Below are 20,367 nucleotides of genomic sequence, written 5' to 3'. Positions count from 1 at the left end.
TTCGACGACAAGCGCGCCGGCCAGCGCCGCGCGCCACCCAGAATTCCCAGGAAAACCACTCAATGCACGCAAAAAGCCTGACCGAACTGCGCGCCGCGCTCGCCGCCAAGGAATGCTCGGCCGTCGAGCTCGCGCAGCTCTACCTGAAACGGATCGACGCCGCGCGCGACCTGAACGCGTTCGTCCACGTCGATGCCGACCTGACCCTCGCGCAGGCGAAAGCTGCCGACGCGGAACTCGCGCGCGGCGCGGGCGGCGCGCTCACCGGCCTGCCGATCGCGCACAAGGATGTGTTCGTCACGCGCGGCTGGCACTCGACCGCCGGCTCGAAGATGCTCGCGAACTACGCGAGCCCGTTCGACGCGACCGTCGTCGCCCGCCTGCAGGCGGCCGGCATGGTCACGCTCGGCAAGACCAACATGGACGAGTTCGCGATGGGCTCGTCCAACGAGAACTCGGCGTTCGGCGCGGTGAAGAACCCATGGGACACGAACGCCGTGCCGGGCGGCAGCTCGGGCGGCAGCTCGGCCGCCGTCGCCGCGCGCCTCGCGCCGGCGGCAACCGGCACCGACACCGGCGGCTCGATCCGCCAGCCCGCGTCGTTCGCGGGCGTGACGGGCATCAAGCCGACCTACGGCCGCGTGTCGCGCTACGGGATGATCGCGTTCGCGTCGTCGCTCGACCAGGGCGGCCCGATGGCGCAGAGCGCGTCCGACTGCGCGCTGCTGCTGAATGCGATGGCCGGCTTCGACGAGCGCGACTCGACGAGCCTCGACCGCGACGACGAAGACTTCACGCGCCACCTCGGCCAGCCGTGGGCGGCCGGCAACGATGCGGGCAAGCCGCTCGCGGGCCTGCGCATCGGCCTGCCGAACGAGTATTTCGGCGACGGCCTGGCCGACGACGTACGCGCGACGATCGACGCGGCACTGAAGCAGTATGAAGCGCTCGGCGCGACGCTCGTGCCCGTGTCGCTGCCGAAGACGGAGCTGTCGATCCCCGTGTATTACGTGATCGCGCCGGCCGAGGCGTCGTCGAACCTGTCGCGGTTCGACGGCGTGCGTTTCGGCCACCGCGCCGCGCAATACGGCGACCTGCTCGACATGTACAAGAAGTCGCGCGCGGAAGGCTTCGGCCCCGAGGTGAAGCGCCGGATCCTGGTCGGCACGTACGTGCTGTCGCACGGCTACTACGACGCGTACTACCTGCAGGCGCAGAAGATCCGCCGCATCATCGCGAACGATTTCCAGGAAGCGTTCAGGACCTGCGACGTGATCATGGGCCCGGCCTCGCCGACGGTCGCATGGGATCTCGGTTCGAAGGGCGACGATCCGGTGCAGATGTATCTCGCGGATATCTACACGCTGTCGGTGAGCCTCGCGGGCCTGCCCGGCATGAGCGTGCCGTGCGGCTTCGGCGCCGGCGCGAACGCGAAGCGCCCGGTCGGCCTGCAGATCATCGGCAACTATTTCAACGAAGCCCGGATGCTGCAGGTCGCCGACGCGTTCCAGCGCGCGACCGACTGGCACAAGCAAGTTCCGGCAGGGGTGTAAGCACATGGCTACTCAATGGGAAGTCGTTATCGGTCTCGAGACGCACGCGCAACTGTCGACCGTCTCGAAGATTTTCTCGGGCGCGTCGACGCAGTTCGGCGCCGAGCCGAACACGCAGGCGTGCCCGGTCGACCTGGCGCTGCCGGGCGTGCTGCCGGTGTTGAACCGCGGTGCGGTCGAGCGGGCAATCCGCTTCGGCCTCGCGATCGGCTCGACCATCGCGCCGCGCAGCATCTTCGCGCGCAAGAATTATTTCTACCCCGATCTGCCGAAGGGCTATCAGATCAGCCAGTACGAGATTCCGGTCGTGCAGGGCGGCCAGATCACGATCCAGGTGCCCGCCAACGAAAAGGCCGGCAAGGAAGCGTACGAGAAGACGGTCAACCTGACCCGCGCGCACCTCGAGGAAGACGCGGGCAAGTCGCTGCATGAAGACTTCGCCGGGATGACCGGGATCGACCTGAACCGCGCAGGCACGCCGCTGCTCGAGATCGTCACCGAGCCGGAAATGCGCAGCGCGGCCGAGGCCGTGGCCTATGCGAAGGCGCTGCACGGGCTCGTCGTGTGGCTCGGCATCTGCGACGGCAACATGCAGGAAGGCTCGTTCCGCTGCGACGCGAACGTGTCGGTGCGACCGGTCGGCCAGGAGAAGTTCGGCACGCGCGCGGAAATCAAGAACCTGAACTCGTTCCGGTTCCTCGAGGAAGCGATCAACTATGAAGTGCGTCGCCAGATCGAACTGATCGAGGACGGCGGCGAAGTCGTGCAGGAAACGCGCCTCTACGATCCGGACAAGCGCGAGACGCGCTCGATGCGCAGCAAGGAAGACGCGCACGACTACCGTTACTTCCCCGACCCCGACCTGATGCCGCTCGTGATCGGCCAGGACTGGATCGAGCGCGTGCAGTCCGGGATGCCCGAGCTGCCGGCCGCGATGCAGCAGCGTTTCGCCGAGCAGTATGGTGTGTCCGCGTACGACGCGGGCGTGCTGACGTCGAGCAAGGCGATGGCCGCGTATTTCGAGTCGGTGGTCGCGAAGGCCGGCGCCGCGAACGCGAAGATCGCCGCGAACTGGCTGATGGGCGACGTATCGTCGCAACTGAACCGCGACGGCATCGAGATCGACGCGATCCCCGTGTCGGCCGCGCAGCTCGCGCTGCTGCTGCAGCGCATCGCCGACGGCACGATCTCGAACAAGATCGCGAAGGAGATCTTCGCGACGATCTGGGACGAGAAGCCGGACGACGAAGGCGCGGCCGACCGCATCATCGACGCGAAGGGCCTGAAGCAGATCTCCGACACCGGCGCGCTGGAAGCGATCATCGATGAAGTGCTCGCGGCGAACGCGAAGTCGGTCGAGGAATTCCGCGCGGGCAAGGAAAAGGCGTTCAACGCGCTGATCGGCCAGGCGATGAAGGCGACCAAGGGCAAGGCCAACCCGCAGCAGGTCAACGAACTGCTGAAGAAGAAGCTCGGCTGAGCATGACCGCGCGCCTGAACCGCGCTTGACGACGGGCCGCCTCGAACCAGTTCGGGGCGGCCCGTTGCGTTTGGCGGATGCGTTATCGTATGCGTCACACCGTCCAACGGAGGAACGAATGGCGAAACAACCCGCGCTCGACGATTTCCGCGTGCCTTATTTCACGCGCGAGAAGGAAGCCGCCGCATTCAAGCTCGATGCGTTCGACCCGGCCGCGAAGCCGTTTTCGTCCGGCTCGAAGGACGACGACCGCGAACGGCTGTCGGCCGTGTCGACCGAACTCGACGTGCAGCAGGAGCGCCTGCACACGCAGCAGAAGAAGCGCGTGCTGCTCGTGCTGCAGGGGATGGACACCAGCGGCAAGGACGGCACCGTGCGCGCGGTGTTCCGCGAGGTCGATCCGCTCGGCCTGCGCGTCGTGCCGTTCAAGGCGCCGACGCCGATCGAGGCCGCGCACGACTTCCTGTGGCGCGTGCATGCGCAGGTGCCGGCCGCGGGCGAGCTCGCGATCTTCAACCGCAGCCACTACGAAGACGTGCTCGTGCCGCGCGTACTCGACCTGATCGACGCGAAGGAATGCGAGCGCCGCTACCGGCAGATCCGCGATTTCGAGACGATGCTGGTCGAGAACGGCACGACGATCATCAAGTGCTTCCTGCATATCTCGAAGGACGAGCAGCGCGCGCGGCTGCAGGCGCGCATCGACGATCCGACCAAGCACTGGAAGTTCGACATCTCGGATCTCGACGCGCGCAAGCACTGGGACGCGTACCAGTCCGCGTACCGCGACGCGCTTGCCGCGACGTCCGCCGAGCATGCGCCGTGGTACGTGATCCCGGCCAACTCGAAGACGCACCGCAACGTGATGATCGCCGAGCTGCTGCTGCGCACGATGACCGACATGAAGCTGGAATTCCCGCCGCCGAAGCCCGAGCTCGAAGGCGTGAAGATCCGTTAAGCTGCCCCCTGTAAAACATCGAACTGAACGGAATCCGACATGATGCGAGTGATTACCGCCAACCTGAACGGCATCCGCTCCGCCGCGAAGAAGGGCTTCTTCGAGTGGCTCGGCGAACAGAACGCCGATTGCGTGTGCGTGCAGGAAATCAAGGTCTCGGCCGACGACCTGCCGGCCGAATTCGTCGAGCCGCACGGCTTCAAGAGCTATTTCCACCACGCCGAGAAGAAGGGCTACAGCGGCGCGGGCGTGTACAGCCGCCGCGAGCCCGACGACGTGATCATCGGCTTCGGCAGCAGCGAATTCGATGCCGAGGGTCGTTATGTCGAGGCGCGCTACGGCAAGCTGTCGGTCGTGTCGGTGTACGTGCCGTCCGGCTCGAGCGGCGAGGAGCGCCAGCAGGCGAAGTACCGCTTCATGGACGAGTTCATGCCGCACCTTGCCCAGCTCAAGAAGAAGCGCGAGGTGATCCTGTGCGGCGACGTGAACATCGTCCACAAGGAAATCGACATCAAGAACTGGAAGAGCAACCAGAAGAACTCGGGCTGCCTGCCGGAAGAGCGCGAGTGGCTCACGAAGCTGTTCGACGATGTCGGCTACGTCGACGTGTTCCGCACGCTCGACCCGCGCGCCGAGCAGTACACGTGGTGGAGCAACCGCGGCCAGGCGTATGCGAAGAACGTCGGGTGGCGGATCGATTACCAGATCGCGACGCCGGGCGTCGCCGGCACCGCGAAAAGCACGTCGATCTTCAAGGACATCAAGTTCAGCGACCACGCGCCGCTGACGGTGGACTACGACTACAAGAAGTGATTGCCGGCGCTGCGCCGCGCGCGTAGCGCCCGAACCCACCGGTCGCCGGATGCAGAACGGGCCGCATGTCGAACATGCGGCCCGTTTCATTTGGGGCGGCGATCGTGCGGGCTGCCCGGCGGCGGCATTTACTGCTTAATCGATGCCATGTCGATCACGAACCGGTACTTCACGTCGCTCTTCAGCATCCGCTCGTAAGCGGCGTTGATCTGCTGCATCGGAATCGTCTCGATATCCGACGTGATCCCGTGCTCCGCGCAGAAGTCGAGCATTTCCTGCGTTTCCGCGATCCCGCCGATCAGCGAGCCCGCGAGGCGGCGGCGCTTGAAGATCAGGTTGAATACCTGCGGCGACGGATGGTCATGCTCCGGCGCGCCGACGAGCGTCATCGTGCCGTCGCGCTTCAGCAGGTGCAGGAACGGGTTCAGGTCGTGCTGCGCGGCGACCGTGTTCAGGATGAAGTCGAAGCTGTTCAGGTGCGCGTTCATCTGCGCTTCGTCCTTCGAGATCACGACTTCGTGCGCGCCGACGCGCTTGCCGTCCTCGATCTTCGACGGCGACGTCGTGAACAGCACGACGTGCGCGCCCATCGCACGCGCCAGCTTCACGCCCATGTGGCCGAGGCCGCCGAGCCCGACGATGCCGACCTTCTTGCCGGGGCCGACGTTCCACTGCCGCAGCGGCGAGTACGTCGTGATCCCCGCGCACAGCAGCGGCGCGGCGCCGGCCGGGTCGAGCGTCTCGGGCACGCGCAGCACGAACGCCTCGTCGACGACGAGCTGCGTCGAGTAGCCGCCGTACGTGACGTCGCCCGTCACGCGATCCTGGCCGTTGTAGGTACCGACGAAGCCGTTCTCGCAATACTGCTCGAGCCCTTCGGCGCAGCTCGGGCAGGTGCGGCACGAATCGACGAGACAGCCGACGCCGACCAGCTCGCCGACCTTGAAGCGCGATACCTGCGGGCCGGTCGCGGTCACGCGGCCGACGATTTCATGGCCCGGCACGACCGGGTAGATCGTGTTGCGCCATTCGTTGCGCGCCTGGTGCAGGTCCGAGTGGCAGACGCCGCAGTAGAGGACGTCGATCTGGACGTCGAGGTCGCGCAGCGCGCGACGCTGGAATTCGAACGGGGCGAGCGGCGACTGCGAATCGGTTGCCGCGTAAGCGTAGGTGGTGCTCATGCAGGGGGCTCCTTGGCCGGGAAAACATCCGGCGAAACGAACTGCCGTCGCACCCTGTGGCGATGCGGCGAGGCAGGACGTCATCGTAAGGAGCACGGCGCCGCGATGAAATACACGAAGGTCTGGAAGATTTGCCTATTCCTCTCGAACTGCGGGCAAACGGCCGCCAAAACGCATTCAAGATGCTACATTGCGAGCCAGATTCTCTTGCCGGACAGGATGACGCAGATGAGCTTCGAGCCCCTTTTCGCCGACACGGGCGACCGCGTGCAGCGCCGCATGATCGAGCTGCACACGCGCCTCGCGCCGAACGAGGGCGACACGCTGGCGGCGCTCGACGGCGTGCGTTTGATTCGCGTGAGCCGTCCCGCGCCGCGCATGCCCGTGCTGTACGAACCGAACATCATCGTCGTGTGCCAGGGGCGCAAGCTCGGTTATCTCGGCGATCGCTCGTTCGTCTACGACGCGCAGCAGTATCTCGTGCTGTCGGTGCCGCTGCCGTTCGAATGCGAGACTTTCGCGAGCATGGACGAGCCGTTTCTCGCGATCTCGATCCGCGTCGATCTCGCGGTGATCGCCGAGCTCGCGCTCCTGCTCGACGAGACGCTCGGCGCGGCCGCGAGCGAGCCGCTCGGCGTCTATTCGACGCCGCTCGACGCGCCGCTGGCCGATGCGGTCGTACGGCTGCTCGAAGTGCTGGCTTCGCCGCACGACACGCGCGTGCTGGGGCCCGCGATCATGCGCGAGATCGCGTATCGCGTGCTGACGGGCGCGCAGGGCGACGCGATCCGCGCGGCGCTCGTGCAGCAGCATCACTTCGGCCGCATCGCAAAGGCGTTGCGGCGCATCCATGCTGAGCTGAAGGCCGACCTCGATGTCGAAACCCTGGCGCGCGAGGCCGGGATGAGCCTCGCGGTGTTCCACGCGCACTTCAAGCACGTGACGGCGACGTCGCCGATGCAGTACGTGAAGGCCGCGCGCCTGCATCAGGCGCGGCTGATGATGGTGCAGGACGGCGTCGGTGCCGGTACGGCGGCCGCGCGTGTCGGTTATGCGAGCGCGTCGCAGTTCAGCCGCGAGTTCAAGCGGCTGTTCGGCCGCAGCCCCGGTGACGAAGTGCGCTGGATGCGTGAAATCGGGATTCGCCCGGCCGTGGCCGATACGGACGCGTAACGGCCGGCGTCATCCGGTGGCGCCGCGCCGCACGACCTTGCGCCGCTGCGCGCTGATGCCCGCGTAGTCGGGCAGTGAGTCGACCCGCTTCCCGATCGCCTTCGCGTACAGCGGCATCAGGTCCGGCAGCCGGTTCAGCAGATCCTGGCGCCGCGCGGTGCTGTACGGGTGCGTGTAGATGAAACCCGTGGCCTTGTTCGCGCGCGTCGCGGCCGCGAGCTTGTCCCACAGCGTGATCGCCGCGCGCGGATCGAAGCCCGCGCGGGCGGCGATGTCGCCGCCGATCACGTCGGCTTCGGTCTCGTCGGTCGGGTCGTAATGGAGCGACTGCAGGCGCTCGCCGAGGTTCAGCGCCTGCGGCAGCGGATCGCCGACGCCGAACAGCGGCGGCAGCGCGGCGGCGCGCAGCGAAGTTTGCGATGCCGCGCTGAAGTTGCTGCGCGCATGCTCGCGCAGCGCGTGCGCGATGCCGTGCGCGGCCAGCACGCCGAGTTCATCGTCGTTCAGCCGGATGCGCTCGAGCAGGCCGCCGTACACGAGCACCTTGCCGCCCGGCAGGCAGGTCAGGCGGATGTCGCGCGAGCGGATCACGTTCACGTCCCACGCCCAGTTCTTCACGCGATCGTTCCACTTCACCGAATACGGCGCGAGTTTCGTGACGATCGCGCGCAGGCGTTTCACGCGCGGCTGGTTTGCCGGCAGCAGGCGGTTGCTGTCGGCGGCCGCCTGCACGATCTGCGCGTATTCGCTCGCGGTGAGCTGCTCGAGCAGCGGCGACGGGATCAACGTGCGGAATGCGATCGCATTGCCGTAGCGGACCTGCTGCGGTGTCGGCGTATAAGCCTTCGTCGACGCGGCGCCGCCGGTCGGCTGCGCGGGTTCGGCGGTGGCCGGCTGGGCGGGGGCGGCGGAAGTCGACGTTGCCGGCGGTGAAGCCGGTGCGGCGGCCGGCGCGGAGCCCGCGGCGGTTGCAGCGGGCGCGCCGGTGTCGGACGCATGGGCGGCGAGCCCGGCGGCGAGCGCCGCGGCACCGACGCTCCACGAAGCCGCAACGCGCGCGAGGCGGTGCAGGCGGTTACTGCGCACGGCTGGCCTCGCCGTTGCGTGCGGCGCCGTTCCACGGCGCGATCCTGAACAGCAGCAGCATGCCGGGAATCGCGAGCGCGGTGCACACGATGAAGTAGTCGAACCAGCCGATCTTCGCGACGATGAAGCCGCTCGCGGCCGACGCGAGCGTGCGCGGTACCGACGCGAGGCTCGTGAACAGCGCGAACTGCGTGGCCGTATAGCGCGGGTCGGTCGTGCTCGCGATGTACGCGACGAACGCGGCCATCGTCAGGCCGGTCGTGAAGGTTTCGAAGCCGTAGACGAGCGCGAGCGCGACGGTCATCGGGCTCAGATGCGGCGTGACCTCGAAGCCGAAGATCGACAGGAACGACGCGAGCGCATGGCTGGCCGCGACCGTGAAGTCGTAGAGCGCCGCCAGCACCGGCGAGCCGGGGCCGACCTGCGCAAGCCACGCGAAGCCGAGCGTCGACACCATCTGCAGCGCGCCGAAGACCCACAGCCCGCGGCCGATGCCGATCTTCACGAGCCAGACGCCGCCGATGATGCCGCCGGCGACGCTCGCGACGAGCGCGGTGGTTTTCGCGACGATGCCGATCTCGGTGCGCGAGAAGCCGATGTCGAGGAAGAACGACGTCGACAGCGTGGTGGCCATCGTGTCGCCGATCTTGAACAGGAAGATGAACGCGATGACGAGCAGCGCGCCGGCCCAGCCGTCGCGCTGGATGAATTCGCGGAACGGCAGCACGATCGCGTCGCGCAGGTTGCGCGGCGGCGCGCCGACCACTTCGGGCTCGCGAACCAGCAGCGTCATCAGGATGCCCGGCAGCATGAACGCGCCGGTGAGCGCGAACACGGCGTCCCACGGCATGTGATCGGACAGGATCAGCGCGAGCGAACCGGGGATCAGCGCGGCGAGCTTGTACGCGTTCACGTGCACCGCGTTGCCGAGGCCCTGCTCGGTATCGCGCAGCAGCTCGCGGCGGTATGCGTCGATCACGATGTCGGAACTCGCGCCGAAAAACGCGACGAGCGTGGTGAGCGCGGCGACCGTCCAGATCGAATCGCGCGGCGACACGAAGCCGAGCGCGGCGATCGCGCCCGCGACCAGCACCTGCGTGAGCAGCATCCAGCCGCGCCGGCGGCCCGGCCGCCAGCCGGGCAGGCGCGGGATGTAGCGGTCCATCAGCGGCGCCCACAGGAACTTCCACGTATACGGGAACTGGATCAGCGCGAACAGGCCGATTTCCTTCAGGTTCACGCCTTCCGAGCGCAGCCATGCCTGCACGAGATAGACGAGCGTGAACAGGGGCAGGCCCGACGTGAAGCCCAGGAACACGCAGATCAGCATGTGCGTGTTCAGATAGGCTCGCCAGCCGGGGTGATCCTCGTGAGCGGTGAGTGCGGGCGCCTCGTGTGGCGTTTTCGACATGGACAGAAACTGGATAGCGTTGACTGATGGCGGCGGCAGCGCAGGCGGCGGTGCGAGCGACGCGAGAGGGGCGGCCGCACGCTCGTGCGGGCCGGATCTTCCGTCAACGGCCCCCCGGCTCAGCTGCGCTTGACGCGGTAGACAGCAAGACTACCACGCCAGTTCGCTCCCCATCGAATCGGCTGGCCTTCGTGCAGCACGACGCGGTCGAGGATCGTGACGCCGACTTCCGGCGCGAGCGCCTCGAAATCCTTGATCGTCAGCACCCGGACGTTCGGCGTGTTGTGCCACTGGTAGGGCAGCGATTTCGACACGGGCATCCGGCCGTGCAGCACCGACAGCCGGTGCGACCAGTAGCCGAAGTTCGGGAACGACACGATGCACTCGCGGCCGACGCGCGCCGTTTCGCGCAGGATCGCGGCGGTCTGGTGGATCGTCTGCAGGGTTTGCGACAGGATCGCGATGTCGAAGCTGTGGTCCTCGAACAGGCGCAGGCCGTCCTCGAGATTCTGCTGGATCACGTTGATGCCGTTCTTCGCGCTCGCGAGCACGCCGGCGTCGTTCAGTTCGATGCCGTAACCGGTGACGTCCAGTTCCTCCATCAGCAGCGCGAGCAGCGAGCCGTCGCCGCAGCCGAGGTCGAGCACGGTCGAGCGCGGCTCGACCCAGCGGGCGATCGTGCGGAAGTCCGCGCGCGCGGACAGGGAATTCAGCGCTTGCTGGTTCATACACCCACCTCGATGGCGATTCGTTCGTAGTACGCGCGGAGCAGGTTGTGATAGCGCGCGTCGTCGAGCAGGAACGCGTCGTGGCCGTGCGGCGCGTCGATTTCCGCGTAGCTGACCGTGCGCTTGTTGTCGAGCAGCGCCTTCACGATCTCGCGCGAACGCGCCGGCGCGAAGCGCCAGTCGGTCGAGAAGCTCGCGATCAGGTATTTCGCCTGCGTGTGCGCGAGCGCGGCCGTCAGGTTGCCGTCGAACGCCTTCGCCGGGTCGAAGTAGTCGAGCGCGCGCGTGATCAGCAGGTAGGTGTTCGCGTCGAAGTAGTCGGCGAACTTGTCGCCCTGGTAGCGCAGGTACGACTCGACCTCGAATTCGACGTCGAAGCTGAAGTTGTACGCGTCGAGCGCGCCGTCCGCGCGGCGCAGCGCCCGACCGAATTTCTCGGCCATGTCGTCGTCGGACAGGTACGTGATGTGGCCGATCATCCGCGCGACGCGCAGGCCGCGCTTCGGCTTCACGCCGTGCGCGTAGTAGTCGCCGCCGTGGAAGTCGGGATCGGACAGGATCGCCGAGCGCGCGACCTCGTTGAACGCGATGTTCTGCGCGGACAGCTTCGGCGTCGACGCGATGTCGATGCAGTGCGCGACGCGCTCCGGATACATCAGGCTCCACGCGAGGGCCTGCATGCCGCCGAGGCTGCCGCCCATCACCGCGGCGAAGCGCTCGATGCCGAACGCGTCGGCGACGCGCGCCTGCGCGTGCACCCAGTCCTCGACGGTGACCACCGGAAAGCGCGCGCCGTACGGTTTGCCGGTCGACGGATCGATGCTCATCGGGCCGGTCGAGCCGAAGCACGAGCCGAGGTTGTTCACGCCGATCACGAAGAAGCGGTTGGTGTCGAGCGGCTTGCCGGGGCCGACCATGTTGTCCCACCAGCCGGTGCTGCGCGGATCGTCCGCGTAGACGCCGGCGACGTGATGCGACGCATTGAGCGCGTGGCAGACTAGCACCGCGTTCGAGCGCGCGGCGTTGAGCTCGCCGTACGTCTCGACGACGAGCTGATAGTTGCCGAGCGCGCTGCCGCTTTGCAAGCGCAGCGGTTCGGCGAAGTGCATGGTCTGTGGAGCGACGATGCCGATCGATTCCATTCGTTCCGCCTTATGCCTTATGACTGGGCGGCTAAATGGTGTCGGCGGGGCGCGGAGTCGAAGGTGCGCGGCTGACGACCTCTTTAGCCGCATTTGTAGTGAACCGCCGGGACGAAGACGCATCAACGTTCCGGCCGGTTCGCGCGCCCGCAATCGAGTCAGCAAATCGGCGCGCTTCCGACCTGCCGCCCGTAGGGCGACAGTCGGCAAAGTATAGCGGAATTTGCGGCAAGCGGATGTCGGGGCGGCCGCGGCACGCCGCCGGCGCATGGTGTCACCACCGGTACTTCGCCGCCAGCTCGCCCTTGACGACCGCATAGTCGGACAGGTTCGACTCCAGCCCGAGGCCGGCCGATACCGCGAAGCGTTTCGACCACTGCCCGGTCGCGCCGATCCGGAATGCCGCCCGATCGCGCGGCACGTCGAACGAGAACGCATTGCCGTCGAGCGTGAGCGTGCGCGACCCGGGGCCGTGCCACCAGTTCGCGTCGATGAACGGCCGAAGTTCACGTCCGGACGGCGTGATCGTCACGCCATGCACGCGTACGCCGACGCGGGTCAGCACGTCGGTCGAGCTCTGCCCGTCGAGACGGCCGCCGACAACGCGATGGGCGTCCGCGCGATAGTCCGACACGACGAGCTGCGCTTCGGGCTCGACATGGAAACGCGTGTCGCCGCGCTCGTAGAAACGGAACGAATAACCGCCTTCCAGCGAACCCGTCACGGTGCGCGATCGGTACGAGTCGGCCGCGAGACTGCCGCCGACGCTGTTCGCATAGGCGCCGACCAGCGCCCATGCATCGACGTACGGGCCGGTCAGGATGTCGCGGTTGCCGTACCAGGTGCCGTACAGGCCGATGTTGTAACCGGACACGCTGCCGCGTGCGGTGGCATCGGCGACGCGCTGCTCGATGGCATTCCACAGCGGGCGAGTCGACCAGCTCGTCTGGCTGCCGTACATGCCCATCGCGCCGACCCGGAAGTGGCCGCCGCGACCGTCGTCGAAACGGAACAGGTCGGCGCCCGCGTGAATCAGGCGGCCGTTTCCGGACACGCTGCGGTTGCCGCCCGATATCGATGTGATCTGCCCCTCTGCGCGCAGCCAGACAACGCCATCGAGCGGGCGTGATGCGGTATCGCCGGTGCGCAGCGTGCGATCTTCCCGTTGATGCAGCGTGTGGATCGCCATCGTCGCGGCGGCGTTGGCATTGGCCAGATACGCGTCGGGCTCGGGTGCGACGGCGCGCGGAGGCGGCGGCTGAATTTCGGGTTGGACAGGCGGCTCGGGATCGACCGGGCCAGGCGGCACCGGCGGCTCGGGCCGTGCGGCGGAAACGAGATACCAGTCGTGTTCCTTTCCGCCGTTCCCGCTGCGCGCGAGCATGTAGTCGTAGCCGCCGGCGGACACCGTGCCGAAGCTGCGGCGATAACCGTCCGATCCGGTGTCGAGCGTGAATGCGGCGGGGTCCGTCGTGCCGCCGTTGCGGGTCTCGACGATCGGGATGCCGACGGTGGTCTGCGCGCCGTTGCCGCCGGCACGCCGGACGACGATGCCGGTATGGCCGGACGCGTGCCCGCCGTCGATCACGATCCGGTCGGACGGCGATGCGTCGTCGTTCAGCGTCGTGTTGACGACGAGCCTGCCGTCGCGCGCCGCATAGTCGCCCGAGACGACGAGCGTGCGCGGCGCGCCCGCATCGGAAGGCGCGAATGCGATGGTCGAGCCGTTCAGCGCGACGGAGCCGACCGACGAATCCGCGGTGACGGTCCACCGGCTGTTCGTGTCGAGCGACAGCGCGCGTACCGCATCGGTCGCGCCCGTCCACGCGGCGCCATGGGACAGCGCGACATCGGTCACGGCGGGCGACGGCGGGGCGCCGTTGTCCGCCGGTCGGTTCACGATGTCGCCGGCGGCCCGCGCGTCCGTATCGAGCGTCAGCCGCACCGGCGCCCCCGAGCGTGCGTCGACGAACAGCAGCGTGCCGTTGCCGCCGGCGACGCGCGCGCCGTTTTGCAGCGAGACGTGTGCGTCCGAAACGTCGATCGCGCCGTGCCGATCGCTGACGAGCGAGCCGCCATCGACGGTCAGCGTGCCGCCGTGAATGCCGGCGGCCCACGCGCCGTCGCCGGTCGTGCGCACGTCGGTGCGTGACAGGCCGATCGTGCCGCCGGCGCTTGCCCGCAGCGCGGTGCCGTCCACGCCGCTCGTCGTCACCGTGGCATCCGTGAGCGACGCGACCGAGCCGGCGCCGCTGGCGAGCACGCCATACGCGCGTTCGCCGCCCGTCGCGATCCCGCCGCGCGTCATGGCGACCTTGCCGCCGAGCCGCGCGACGGCACCGACCGAACGGTCGCCGGCTGTCGTCACGTCGGTGTCCGTTGCAAGCACGACCGGCGTCTCGCTGCCTTCCTGCGAGGCATACAGCCCGTGCGCATTGATGCCTTGCGTGTGCACGTGCGTGCGCGCGAGTTCGACACGGCCGCTGCGCGTGTCGATGCCGAGCGCCTGGTCGCCGTCGGTGGCCACGCGCGCGTCGCTGAACGTGACCGAGGACGCGCCGGGCATGAACAGCCCGGACGCGTAGTCTCCGCTCGTCCGGATGTCGGTGCGAGCAAGCGTTGCATGGATGTCGCCGTAGCTGACGAACGTGCCGTATGCGAAGTCGCCGCTGGTGCGGACGATCGTATCGGTGGCGTTCACGATCGCACCGGGTGCGTTGTTCGCCGCGATGCCGTGCGCTTCGCGGCCGCGCGTGACGATCGCGCTGCCGGTGACGTCGACGCGGCTGCCGCTGACGTCGACATAGACGCCGTGTGCACTTCTTCCGTCGGTGTCGATCGAGATGTTTTCGGCTGTCGCGCTGCTGCCTGCGCGAACGTCGATGCCCGTCCCGATGAACCCGCGGGTGCGGATTTCGGTGTCGCGCAGCGCGATGCGCGACCCGTCGCCGAAAGCGGAAGCCCCCGACGAATAGGTGCCGGTCGCGAACAGCCGCGTCTTGCCGGTGGTGGTCAGCACGCCGCCGTTGACTGCGGAAAACACCGGGCTGGCGAAGTTGCTCGTCGAATAGTCGCCGGGAGCGGTTTCCAGCGTGACGCCGTCGGCGAGTTGTGCGCCGCCGTCGGTGACCTGGGCCGATGACGGCCACGGGATGATCGCGCCGGCAAGCAGTGCGGCACGCGCAAGCAGCGGCGCGCGCGGCGGGGCCACGGCGCGCTGTCGGCCGGAGGACGTCTGACAATGCGGAAACTCGCGATTCACCGGATCACTCCCGTTGTATTGAAAACAGGAGAAAATTAACCCGATCAGGCGAAATGCGATATTGGACGAGTTCGAATTGCGACGCAGCGTCGGCCGCATCGCGAGCGCGCCGGACGCGCGCGTCCGGCGCCGGTCACTGCAGGATCAACCGCAAATGCGCGTCGGCCTGCTCGCCGGGCGGCTTCTGGAACCCGCCTTTCGCGAAGCGGTGCCACCGGCCGATCACATAGCTGACGAGCAGGCTCGCCCGAGCGGCCGGGTCGTAGTCGGCCGGCAGCGCGAACGGCGCCGCGCCGTCGGGCGCGTTCGCCTCCGTGCGCGCGACCCGCAGGCACTGCTTGACGGTTGCTTCGATGCGGTCGAGCAGCTGGTTCACGCGTTCGGTGAGCCGTTCGTCCTCGCCGACCAGCGCTTCGCCCGTCAGCACGCGCGTCATGCCGGGGTTCTTCGCGGCGAAACTGAGCATCGTCAGCGCGATCGTGCGGGCCTGCAGCACGCCGTTCGGCTCCTTCTCGACGATCTGGTTGACGAGGCCGAACAGCGACTGCTCGATGAACTCGATCAGCCCTTCGTACATCTTCGCCTTGCTGGGGAAATGGCGGTACAGCGCGGCTTCCGACACGTCGAGCCGGGCCGCCAGCGAGGCCGTCGTGATCTTCTCGCGCTTCGGCGCCTCGAGCATCGTCGCAAGCGTCTGCAGGATGTGCACGCGACGCTCGCCCGGTTTCGGACGTGTACGGGTGCGGGTGGGTGATGCCTGATCGTCCGTTACGGCTTGGTCCTGCGGGTGAGTCGGCTGCATTTCTGTCGCCCCGATCGAGTGCCCAGTCGCAGCGATTTTAGCGAACGAATGCGCTGGTCGACATAAAGTGGGCGTCCGGTGCCTGGCAGGTGGCCGGGCAGGTGGCCGGTGATCCACACCGTGCCGATGCCGAGGCGCTTGTAGCGCTTCAGGTGGCCGAGCGTATCCTCGACGAGGATCGCATCGGACGCACGGGCATGCACGGTGCGCAGCGTCCGGCGCAGCATCGTGTGATCGGGCTTCGCGCGCCACGTGCGGCGGTCGCGCATGTGCTCGATCGCGATCACGCGTTCGAACAGCCGCTCGATGCGCAATTCGCGCAGCACCGCGCGCGCATAGTTCTCGGGCGCATTGGTCAGCACGAACTTGCGGCCCGGCAGCGCGGCGATGATGTGCGCGAGGCCGCGCTCGGCGCGCACCATCGCGGGAAGATCGGCGAACGTGTGGACCACGCGCAGGAAGTCGTGCGGATCGATCGGGTGATGGCGCGCGAGGCCGAGAAGCGCGGCGCCGTAGCGCTGCGTGTAGCCGGTGCGCAGGCGGTCGGCTTCGGTGCGCTCGACCTGCAGCGCGTCGATGATGTACTGCGTCATCGCGCGGTTGATCTCCGGAAAGATCGCGTGCGATGCGTGGTGCAGCGTGTTGTCGAGATCGAACAGCCAGACGGGCGAGCCGGCGTGCGGCCGGCTGCGGGAGATGCGCCGGCGTCGCAGCGACGCCGGCAGGTCGGGGCTGGATGGTTTGCGGCGCGCGCTCAATGCGAGCGGATCATCGTACCGAACGGCTGCTCGGTCAGGATTTCCAGCAGCACCGAATGTTCGATCCGGCCGTCGACGATGTGCACCGATTTCACGCCGCTCTTTGCCGCGTCGAGCGCCGACGAGATCTTCGGCAGCATGCCGCCCGAGATCGTGCCGTCCTCGAACAGCGCGTCGATCTCGCGCGCGGACAGGTCGGTCAGCAGGTTGCCGTCCTTGTCCATTACGCCAGGGATGTTGGTCATCATCAGCAGCTTCTCGGCGTTCAGCACCGTGGCGAGCTTGCCCGCGACGAGGTCGGCATTGATGTTGTACGACAGGCCGTCCTCGCCGAAGCCGATCGGCGAGATCACCGGGATGAACGCGTCGTCCTGCAGCGCCTTCACGACCGCCGGGTTGATCGCCTCGACTTCGCCGACCTGGCCGATGTCGATGTACTGGCCCGGGTTGTCGCGATCCGGCATCAGCAGCTTGCGTGCGTGGATCAGGCCGCCGTCCTTGCCCGTCAGGCCCACCGCGTGGCCGCCGAAGTGGTTGATCAGCATCACGATGTCCTGCTGCACTTCGCCGCCCAGCACCCATTCGACGACTTCCATCGTCTCTTCGTCGGTGACGCGCATGCCCTGGATGAAGGTGCCGGCCTTGCCGATCTTCTTCAGCGCGTGATCGATCTGCGGACCGCCGCCGTGGACGATCACCGGGTTGATGCCGACCAGTTTCAGCAGGATCACGTCGCGCGCGAAACCTTGCTTGAGCCGCTCTTCCGTCATCGCGTTGCCGCCGTATTTGATGACCACGGTTTTCCCGTGGTAACGGCGGATATACGGCAGCGCCTCGGCGAGGATTTCTGCTTTCAGCGTGGGGGCGATCTGCGAGAGGTCGATGGGCTCGGACATGGCGGCGGCTCTGGCTGGGAACGGTTGAAACACGGCGAATTGTACAGGAGTGGCGCAGCGCAGCATCGGGTTTTTGGACGGGCCGGAACACGCGCGGCGCGGCTCGGGTACCACGCGCGGCGGCCCGCCGGCTATGGCGCGGCACGATGCGGGCGGCCATTCGGGCGGGGGTGTGCGCAACGGTGCGCAGGTAGCGGCGCCGAGGCGGCTCGCGAGCGTTGACGACGGTCATCGGCCGGATGGACGGCGTGCAAAATCCGTTCGCCGCGCTATGCTTGTCGCGTAGGGCGGTTTCACGCCCGCTTCCGCGCTTCCGCCATGACCGATCCCGCCGCCGACGCCCGTTCCGCCCCGCGCCGCGCGCGCTGCCCGCACTGCGGGCGCAGCTTCGACTGCGGCGCCCGCTCGCAGCCGTTCGAATGCTGGTGCGCGTCGATGCCGGTCTTGCCCGGCGGTACGCCGCCGGCAACCGGCGCGCGCTGCCGGTGCCCCGAATGCCTGGCCGACGAGATCGCGCAGCGGATGGCCGGCGCGGCCGGCTGACGGCACCGGCCGTGCACGCAGCGCATTCCGCACCACGTTCCGATCCGGCCCCGCTAGAGGCGCTGCCCGCTAAACGGGTAAACTGCCCGGATGCAACGAATCACCACCACCGGGCGCGTCAACCTCAGTCACCTGTTCTGGCTCCGCAATCTCGCGATCATCGGCCAGCTCGTGACGATCGGCGTCGTGCAGACCTATTTCGGCGTGCATCTGCCGTTGCCGGCGATGCTGATGGTCATCGCGCTCGAAATCGTTTTCAACGCGCTGACCTGGGTGCGCGTGCTGCGCGCGCGGCCCGAGACCAATTTCGAGCTGCTCGGCCAGCTGTGGGTCGACCTCGGCGCGCTGTCCGCGCTGCTGTTCCTGTCGGGCGGCACGACCAACCCGTTCGTGTCGCTGTACCTGCCTTCGCTCGCGATCGCGGCGGCCGTGCTGCCGTGGCACCTGATGATCTGGCTCGCGGCGTTCGCGGTCGCGTGCTATGCGGCGCTCGGCTTCGACTCGGTGCCGCTCAACATGGATAACCCGGCCAACCTGTTCGACTACTACCGTACCGGGATGTGGGCGAACTTCATGGTCAGCGTCGGGCTGATCGCGTGGTTCGTCGCGCGCATGTCGAATGCGCTGCGCCAGCGCGACGCGGCGCTCGGCGAAGCGCAGGCGCACCTGCTGCGCGACGAGCGGGCGGTCGCGCTCGGCGTGCAGGCCGCCACCGTCGCGCACGAGATGGGTACGCCGCTGTCGACGATCGCGATGCTCGCCGAGGAACTGCGCGACGCGGCGCGCGCCGATCCGGGGCTGGCCCGCTACGAAGCCGACCTGAAGGTGCTCGAGGAGCAGATGACGCTCTGCACGTCGGCGCTCGCGCGCCTGCGCAGCCGCGCGAGCGCACCCGCGAGCCGCCAGCCGGTGGACGACTGGCTCGACACGTTCGTCGAGCACTGGCGCCTGCGGCATCCGCACGTGCAGTTCGAACTGCTCGGTGCGCGCCCGGCGGGCGTCGCGCTCGACGACACGGTCGCGGCCGGCCAGATCCTGACGATCCTGCTCGACAACGCCGCGCGCGCGAGCCCGCAGCGCGTGACGCTGGCCGCGAAGGTCGCGCACGCCGGCACGGCCGACGAGATCGAATTCGAGGTGTGCGACGACGGGCCCGGCATTCCGGCCGCGCTGCGCGAGTCGCTCGGCGCGATGCCGGTCGACAGCACGCAGGGCGGGCACGGGGTCGGCCTGTATCTCGCGTTCAGCGCGGCCGCGCGGCTCGGCGGCGAGATCGAACTGTCCGATGTCGTGCCGCGTGCGGCGGGCGGCAACGGGCGGGCCGGCGGGGCGGCGAATGGTCACGCCGCGGCCGGCCCGGGACAGCGCGCGGGCCAGCGCGCGTCCGAACGGACAACCGGCACGCCGGACAGCCGCGCGGCCGGCACATCCGTCGCGCGCGGCACGCGGGCCGTGCTGCGCCTGCCGGCGGTGCGCGTCGCGGCGCCGGCCGCCTCAACCAACACGTAGACGGAGAAACCACATGAGCGAGAACAATTTCCTGGTGATCGACGACAACGAGGTGTTCGCGGGAACGCTCGCGCGCGGCCTCGAGCGCCGCGGTTATGCGGTCCAGCAGGCGCACGACAAGGAGGCGGCGCTGCGGCTTGCCGCGGGCGGCAAGTTCCAGTTCATCACCGTCGACCTGCATCTCGGCGAGGATTCGGGGCTGAGCCTGATTGCGCCGCTGTGCGACCTGCAGCCCGATGCGCGGATCCTGGTGCTGACCGGCTACGCGAGCATCGCGACCGCCGTGCAGGCGGTGAAGGAAGGCGCCGACAACTATCTCGCGAAACCCGCGAACGTCGAGTCGATCCTGGCCGCGCTGCAGACCAACGCGACCGAAGTGCAGGCCGACGAAGCGCTCGAGAATCCGGTCGTGCTGTCGGTCGACCGGCTCGAATGGGAGCACATCCAGCGCGTGCTGGCCGAGAACAACAACAATATTTCGGCGACGGCGCGCGCGCTGAACATGCACCGCCGCACGCTGCAGCGCAAGCTCGCGAAGAAGCCGGTGCGGCAGTAAGCGGGCACTGGCGCCCGGCGCGTCAGCCGGGCGAGCCCGGGGCGCGCGACAGGCTGGCGACGATCTCGCGTTTCAGCAGTAGCGTGAGCAGCGCCGAGTAGAAGACGTTGGCGAGCAGCGGCGCGCATCCGCCGATGACGATGGCGTTGGCCAGCGGCCACGGCGTTGCCGATACGCCACGCGCGACGAACTGGATGCCGAGGCTGAACGCCACGCTGGCGAGTGCGATGCCCGCCAGCGTGCCCAGCCACGCGAGTACAAACGCGACGTTGTAGCGCCGCAGCGAATCCCGCCTGATCCGGCGCAGGAGCGACAGGATGTCGGCGCGCGTGAGCGCGAGCAAGGCCGGCACGATTCGGCCGGCGACGGAAGGGTAGATGGTCATTCGAAGGTAGTGACGAATGCGTCGGTACTTGGCCGGAGGAGTCCGGATTATAGGGACGCACCAGCGTGCTTGCCATCAGCTGCATTCGAGGGGCAGGCACGGGCGCCGCATCGCCTGACCATGAAAAAACG

18 protein-coding genes are annotated in these 20,367 nt (G+C 68.0%); 8 read left to right on the top strand and 10 right to left on the bottom strand.

The features are described 5' to 3' along the window. The first annotated feature begins 62 nt into the window (after positions 1-62). The 4 genes from gatA (at position 63) to AB3K92_RS21945 (ending at position 4,804) form a co-directional block, all read left to right on the top strand. On the top strand, positions 63-1,553 hold the full coding sequence (gene gatA, locus AB3K92_RS21960; RefSeq protein WP_048025627.1) for an Asp-tRNA(Asn)/Glu-tRNA(Gln) amidotransferase subunit GatA: 1,491 nt from the start codon (positions 63-65) through the stop codon (positions 1,551-1,553). A 4-nt stretch (positions 1,554-1,557) separates the two neighbouring features. Continuing rightward, a complete protein-coding gene (gene gatB, locus AB3K92_RS21955) occupies positions 1,558-3,033 on the top strand; it encodes an Asp-tRNA(Asn)/Glu-tRNA(Gln) amidotransferase subunit GatB (protein WP_021158566.1) in 1,476 nt (491 codons plus the stop codon). Positions 3,034-3,151: 118 nt separating this feature from the next. Beyond that, positions 3,152-3,991, top strand: coding sequence for a polyphosphate kinase 2 family protein (locus AB3K92_RS21950; RefSeq protein ID WP_021158565.1), 840 nt, complete (start codon positions 3,152-3,154; stop codon positions 3,989-3,991). Between the two features lie 39 nt (positions 3,992-4,030). Continuing rightward, positions 4,031-4,804, top strand: a complete 774-nt coding sequence (locus tag AB3K92_RS21945) for an exodeoxyribonuclease III (RefSeq protein WP_021158564.1) — start codon at positions 4,031-4,033, stop codon at positions 4,802-4,804. Between the two features lie 128 nt (positions 4,805-4,932). On the opposite strand, the gene AB3K92_RS21940 is transcribed toward AB3K92_RS21945, so the two are convergent. Beyond that, positions 4,933-5,985, bottom strand: a complete 1,053-nt coding sequence (locus tag AB3K92_RS21940) for an NAD(P)-dependent alcohol dehydrogenase (protein WP_021158563.1) — start codon at positions 5,983-5,985, stop codon at positions 4,933-4,935. A gap of 228 nt (positions 5,986-6,213) precedes the next feature. Here AB3K92_RS21940 and AB3K92_RS21935 point away from each other — a divergent pair, with 228 nt between their 5' ends. Then, positions 6,214-7,158 carry an AraC family transcriptional regulator gene (locus AB3K92_RS21935; protein WP_042974133.1) on the top strand — a complete coding sequence of 315 codons (945 nt, stop codon included), beginning with the start codon at positions 6,214-6,216 and terminating at the stop codon, positions 7,156-7,158. Between the two features lie 9 nt (positions 7,159-7,167). Here the strand turns inward: AB3K92_RS21935 and AB3K92_RS21930 are convergent, their stop codons facing one another. The 8 genes from AB3K92_RS21930 to argB all read right to left on the bottom strand — a co-directional run bounded on the left by AB3K92_RS21930 (position 7,168) and on the right by argB (position 17,243). Next, a complete protein-coding gene (locus AB3K92_RS21930) occupies positions 7,168-8,244 on the bottom strand; it encodes a M48 family metallopeptidase (RefSeq protein WP_369465830.1) in 1,077 nt (358 codons plus the stop codon). Continuing rightward, on the bottom strand, positions 8,234-9,655 hold the full coding sequence (locus AB3K92_RS21925) for an AmpG family muropeptide MFS transporter (RefSeq protein ID WP_021156286.1): 1,422 nt from the start codon (positions 9,653-9,655) through the stop codon (positions 8,234-8,236). Before AB3K92_RS21925 ends, AB3K92_RS21930 begins: the two co-directional genes overlap by 11 nt. 119 nt (positions 9,656-9,774) lie before the next feature. Beyond that, positions 9,775-10,383: a methionine biosynthesis protein MetW gene (gene metW, locus AB3K92_RS21920; protein WP_021156285.1), complete on the bottom strand. Its 609-nt coding sequence runs from the start codon at positions 10,381-10,383 to the stop codon at positions 9,775-9,777. Continuing rightward, positions 10,380-11,525: a homoserine O-acetyltransferase gene (locus tag AB3K92_RS21915; protein ID WP_048025622.1), complete on the bottom strand. Its 1,146-nt coding sequence runs from the start codon at positions 11,523-11,525 to the stop codon at positions 10,380-10,382. Before AB3K92_RS21915 ends, metW begins: the two co-directional genes overlap by 4 nt. A gap of 274 nt (positions 11,526-11,799) precedes the next feature. Beyond that, positions 11,800-14,736, bottom strand: a complete 2,937-nt coding sequence (locus tag AB3K92_RS21910) for an autotransporter outer membrane beta-barrel domain-containing protein (RefSeq protein ID WP_369465829.1) — start codon at positions 14,734-14,736, stop codon at positions 11,800-11,802. Positions 14,737-14,920: 184 nt separating this feature from the next. Beyond that, complete coding sequence (slmA, locus tag AB3K92_RS21905; protein ID WP_048244654.1) at positions 14,921-15,589, bottom strand: nucleoid occlusion factor SlmA; 669 nt, start codon at positions 15,587-15,589, stop codon at positions 14,921-14,923. Then, positions 15,556-16,347 carry a pyrimidine 5'-nucleotidase gene (locus tag AB3K92_RS21900; protein ID WP_021156281.1) on the bottom strand — a complete coding sequence of 264 codons (792 nt, stop codon included), beginning with the start codon at positions 16,345-16,347 and terminating at the stop codon, positions 15,556-15,558. The genes slmA and AB3K92_RS21900 overlap by 34 nt, the downstream gene beginning before the upstream one ends. After that, positions 16,344-17,243, bottom strand: coding sequence for an acetylglutamate kinase (argB, locus tag AB3K92_RS21895; RefSeq protein WP_006490510.1), 900 nt, complete (start codon positions 17,241-17,243; stop codon positions 16,344-16,346). The genes AB3K92_RS21900 and argB overlap by 4 nt, the downstream gene beginning before the upstream one ends. A gap of 318 nt (positions 17,244-17,561) precedes the next feature. On the opposite strand from argB, the gene AB3K92_RS21890 reads away from it, so the two are divergent. The 3 genes from AB3K92_RS21890 (at position 17,562) to AB3K92_RS21880 (ending at position 19,851) form a co-directional block, all read left to right on the top strand. Then, a complete protein-coding gene (locus tag AB3K92_RS21890; RefSeq protein WP_021156280.1) occupies positions 17,562-17,786 on the top strand; it encodes a cysteine-rich CWC family protein in 225 nt (74 codons plus the stop codon). Positions 17,787-17,876: 90 nt separating this feature from the next. After that, positions 17,877-19,295: an ATP-binding protein gene (locus tag AB3K92_RS21885; protein WP_369465828.1), complete on the top strand. Its 1,419-nt coding sequence runs from the start codon at positions 17,877-17,879 to the stop codon at positions 19,293-19,295. A 13-nt stretch (positions 19,296-19,308) separates the two neighbouring features. Continuing rightward, positions 19,309-19,851: a response regulator transcription factor gene (locus AB3K92_RS21880; RefSeq protein WP_021156278.1), complete on the top strand. Its 543-nt coding sequence runs from the start codon at positions 19,309-19,311 to the stop codon at positions 19,849-19,851. Positions 19,852-19,873: 22 nt separating this feature from the next. Here AB3K92_RS21880 and AB3K92_RS21875 read toward each other — a convergent pair whose 3' ends face one another. After that, positions 19,874-20,236 (bottom strand): hypothetical protein, encoded by a 363-nt coding sequence (locus AB3K92_RS21875; protein WP_301863420.1) that lies wholly within the window; start codon positions 20,234-20,236, stop codon positions 19,874-19,876. Positions 20,237-20,367 lie beyond the last annotated feature (131 nt).

This window comes from Burkholderia sp. Bmkn7, assembly GCF_041103175.1.
Classification (GTDB): domain Bacteria; phylum Pseudomonadota; class Gammaproteobacteria; order Burkholderiales; family Burkholderiaceae; genus Burkholderia; species Burkholderia cepacia.
Note: the sequence above shows the minus strand (reverse complement) of the source record. Positions and strands in the feature narration are given on the sequence as shown.

What these genes read in the sequence shown, in the direction of transcription:
- slmA (WP_048244654.1), bottom strand. Translation starts at nt 15,589, where the DNA reads ATGCAGCCGACTCACCCGCAGGACCAAGCCGTAACGGACGATCAGGCA.
- AB3K92_RS21940 (WP_021158563.1), bottom strand. Translation starts at nt 5,985, where the DNA reads ATGAGCACCACCTACGCTTACGCGGCAACCGATTCGCAGTCGCCGCTC.
- AB3K92_RS21925 (WP_021156286.1), bottom strand. Translation starts at nt 9,655, where the DNA reads ATGTCGAAAACGCCACACGAGGCGCCCGCACTCACCGCTCACGAGGAT.
- AB3K92_RS21890 (WP_021156280.1), top strand. Translation starts at nt 17,562, where the DNA reads ATGACCGATCCCGCCGCCGACGCCCGTTCCGCCCCGCGCCGCGCGCGC.
- AB3K92_RS21885 (WP_369465828.1), top strand. Translation starts at nt 17,877, where the DNA reads ATGCAACGAATCACCACCACCGGGCGCGTCAACCTCAGTCACCTGTTC.
- AB3K92_RS21880 (WP_021156278.1), top strand. Translation starts at nt 19,309, where the DNA reads ATGAGCGAGAACAATTTCCTGGTGATCGACGACAACGAGGTGTTCGCG.
- argB (WP_006490510.1), bottom strand. Translation starts at nt 17,243, where the DNA reads ATGTCCGAGCCCATCGACCTCTCGCAGATCGCCCCCACGCTGAAAGCA.
- metW (WP_021156285.1), bottom strand. Translation starts at nt 10,383, where the DNA reads ATGAACCAGCAAGCGCTGAATTCCCTGTCCGCGCGCGCGGACTTCCGC.
- AB3K92_RS21935 (WP_042974133.1), top strand. Translation starts at nt 6,214, where the DNA reads ATGAGCTTCGAGCCCCTTTTCGCCGACACGGGCGACCGCGTGCAGCGC.
- AB3K92_RS21945 (WP_021158564.1), top strand. Translation starts at nt 4,031, where the DNA reads ATGATGCGAGTGATTACCGCCAACCTGAACGGCATCCGCTCCGCCGCG.
- gatA (WP_048025627.1), top strand. Translation starts at nt 63, where the DNA reads ATGCACGCAAAAAGCCTGACCGAACTGCGCGCCGCGCTCGCCGCCAAG.
- AB3K92_RS21915 (WP_048025622.1), bottom strand. Translation starts at nt 11,525, where the DNA reads ATGGAATCGATCGGCATCGTCGCTCCACAGACCATGCACTTCGCCGAA.
- AB3K92_RS21950 (WP_021158565.1), top strand. Translation starts at nt 3,152, where the DNA reads ATGGCGAAACAACCCGCGCTCGACGATTTCCGCGTGCCTTATTTCACG.
- gatB (WP_021158566.1), top strand. Translation starts at nt 1,558, where the DNA reads ATGGCTACTCAATGGGAAGTCGTTATCGGTCTCGAGACGCACGCGCAA.
- AB3K92_RS21875 (WP_301863420.1), bottom strand. Translation starts at nt 20,236, where the DNA reads ATGACCATCTACCCTTCCGTCGCCGGCCGAATCGTGCCGGCCTTGCTC.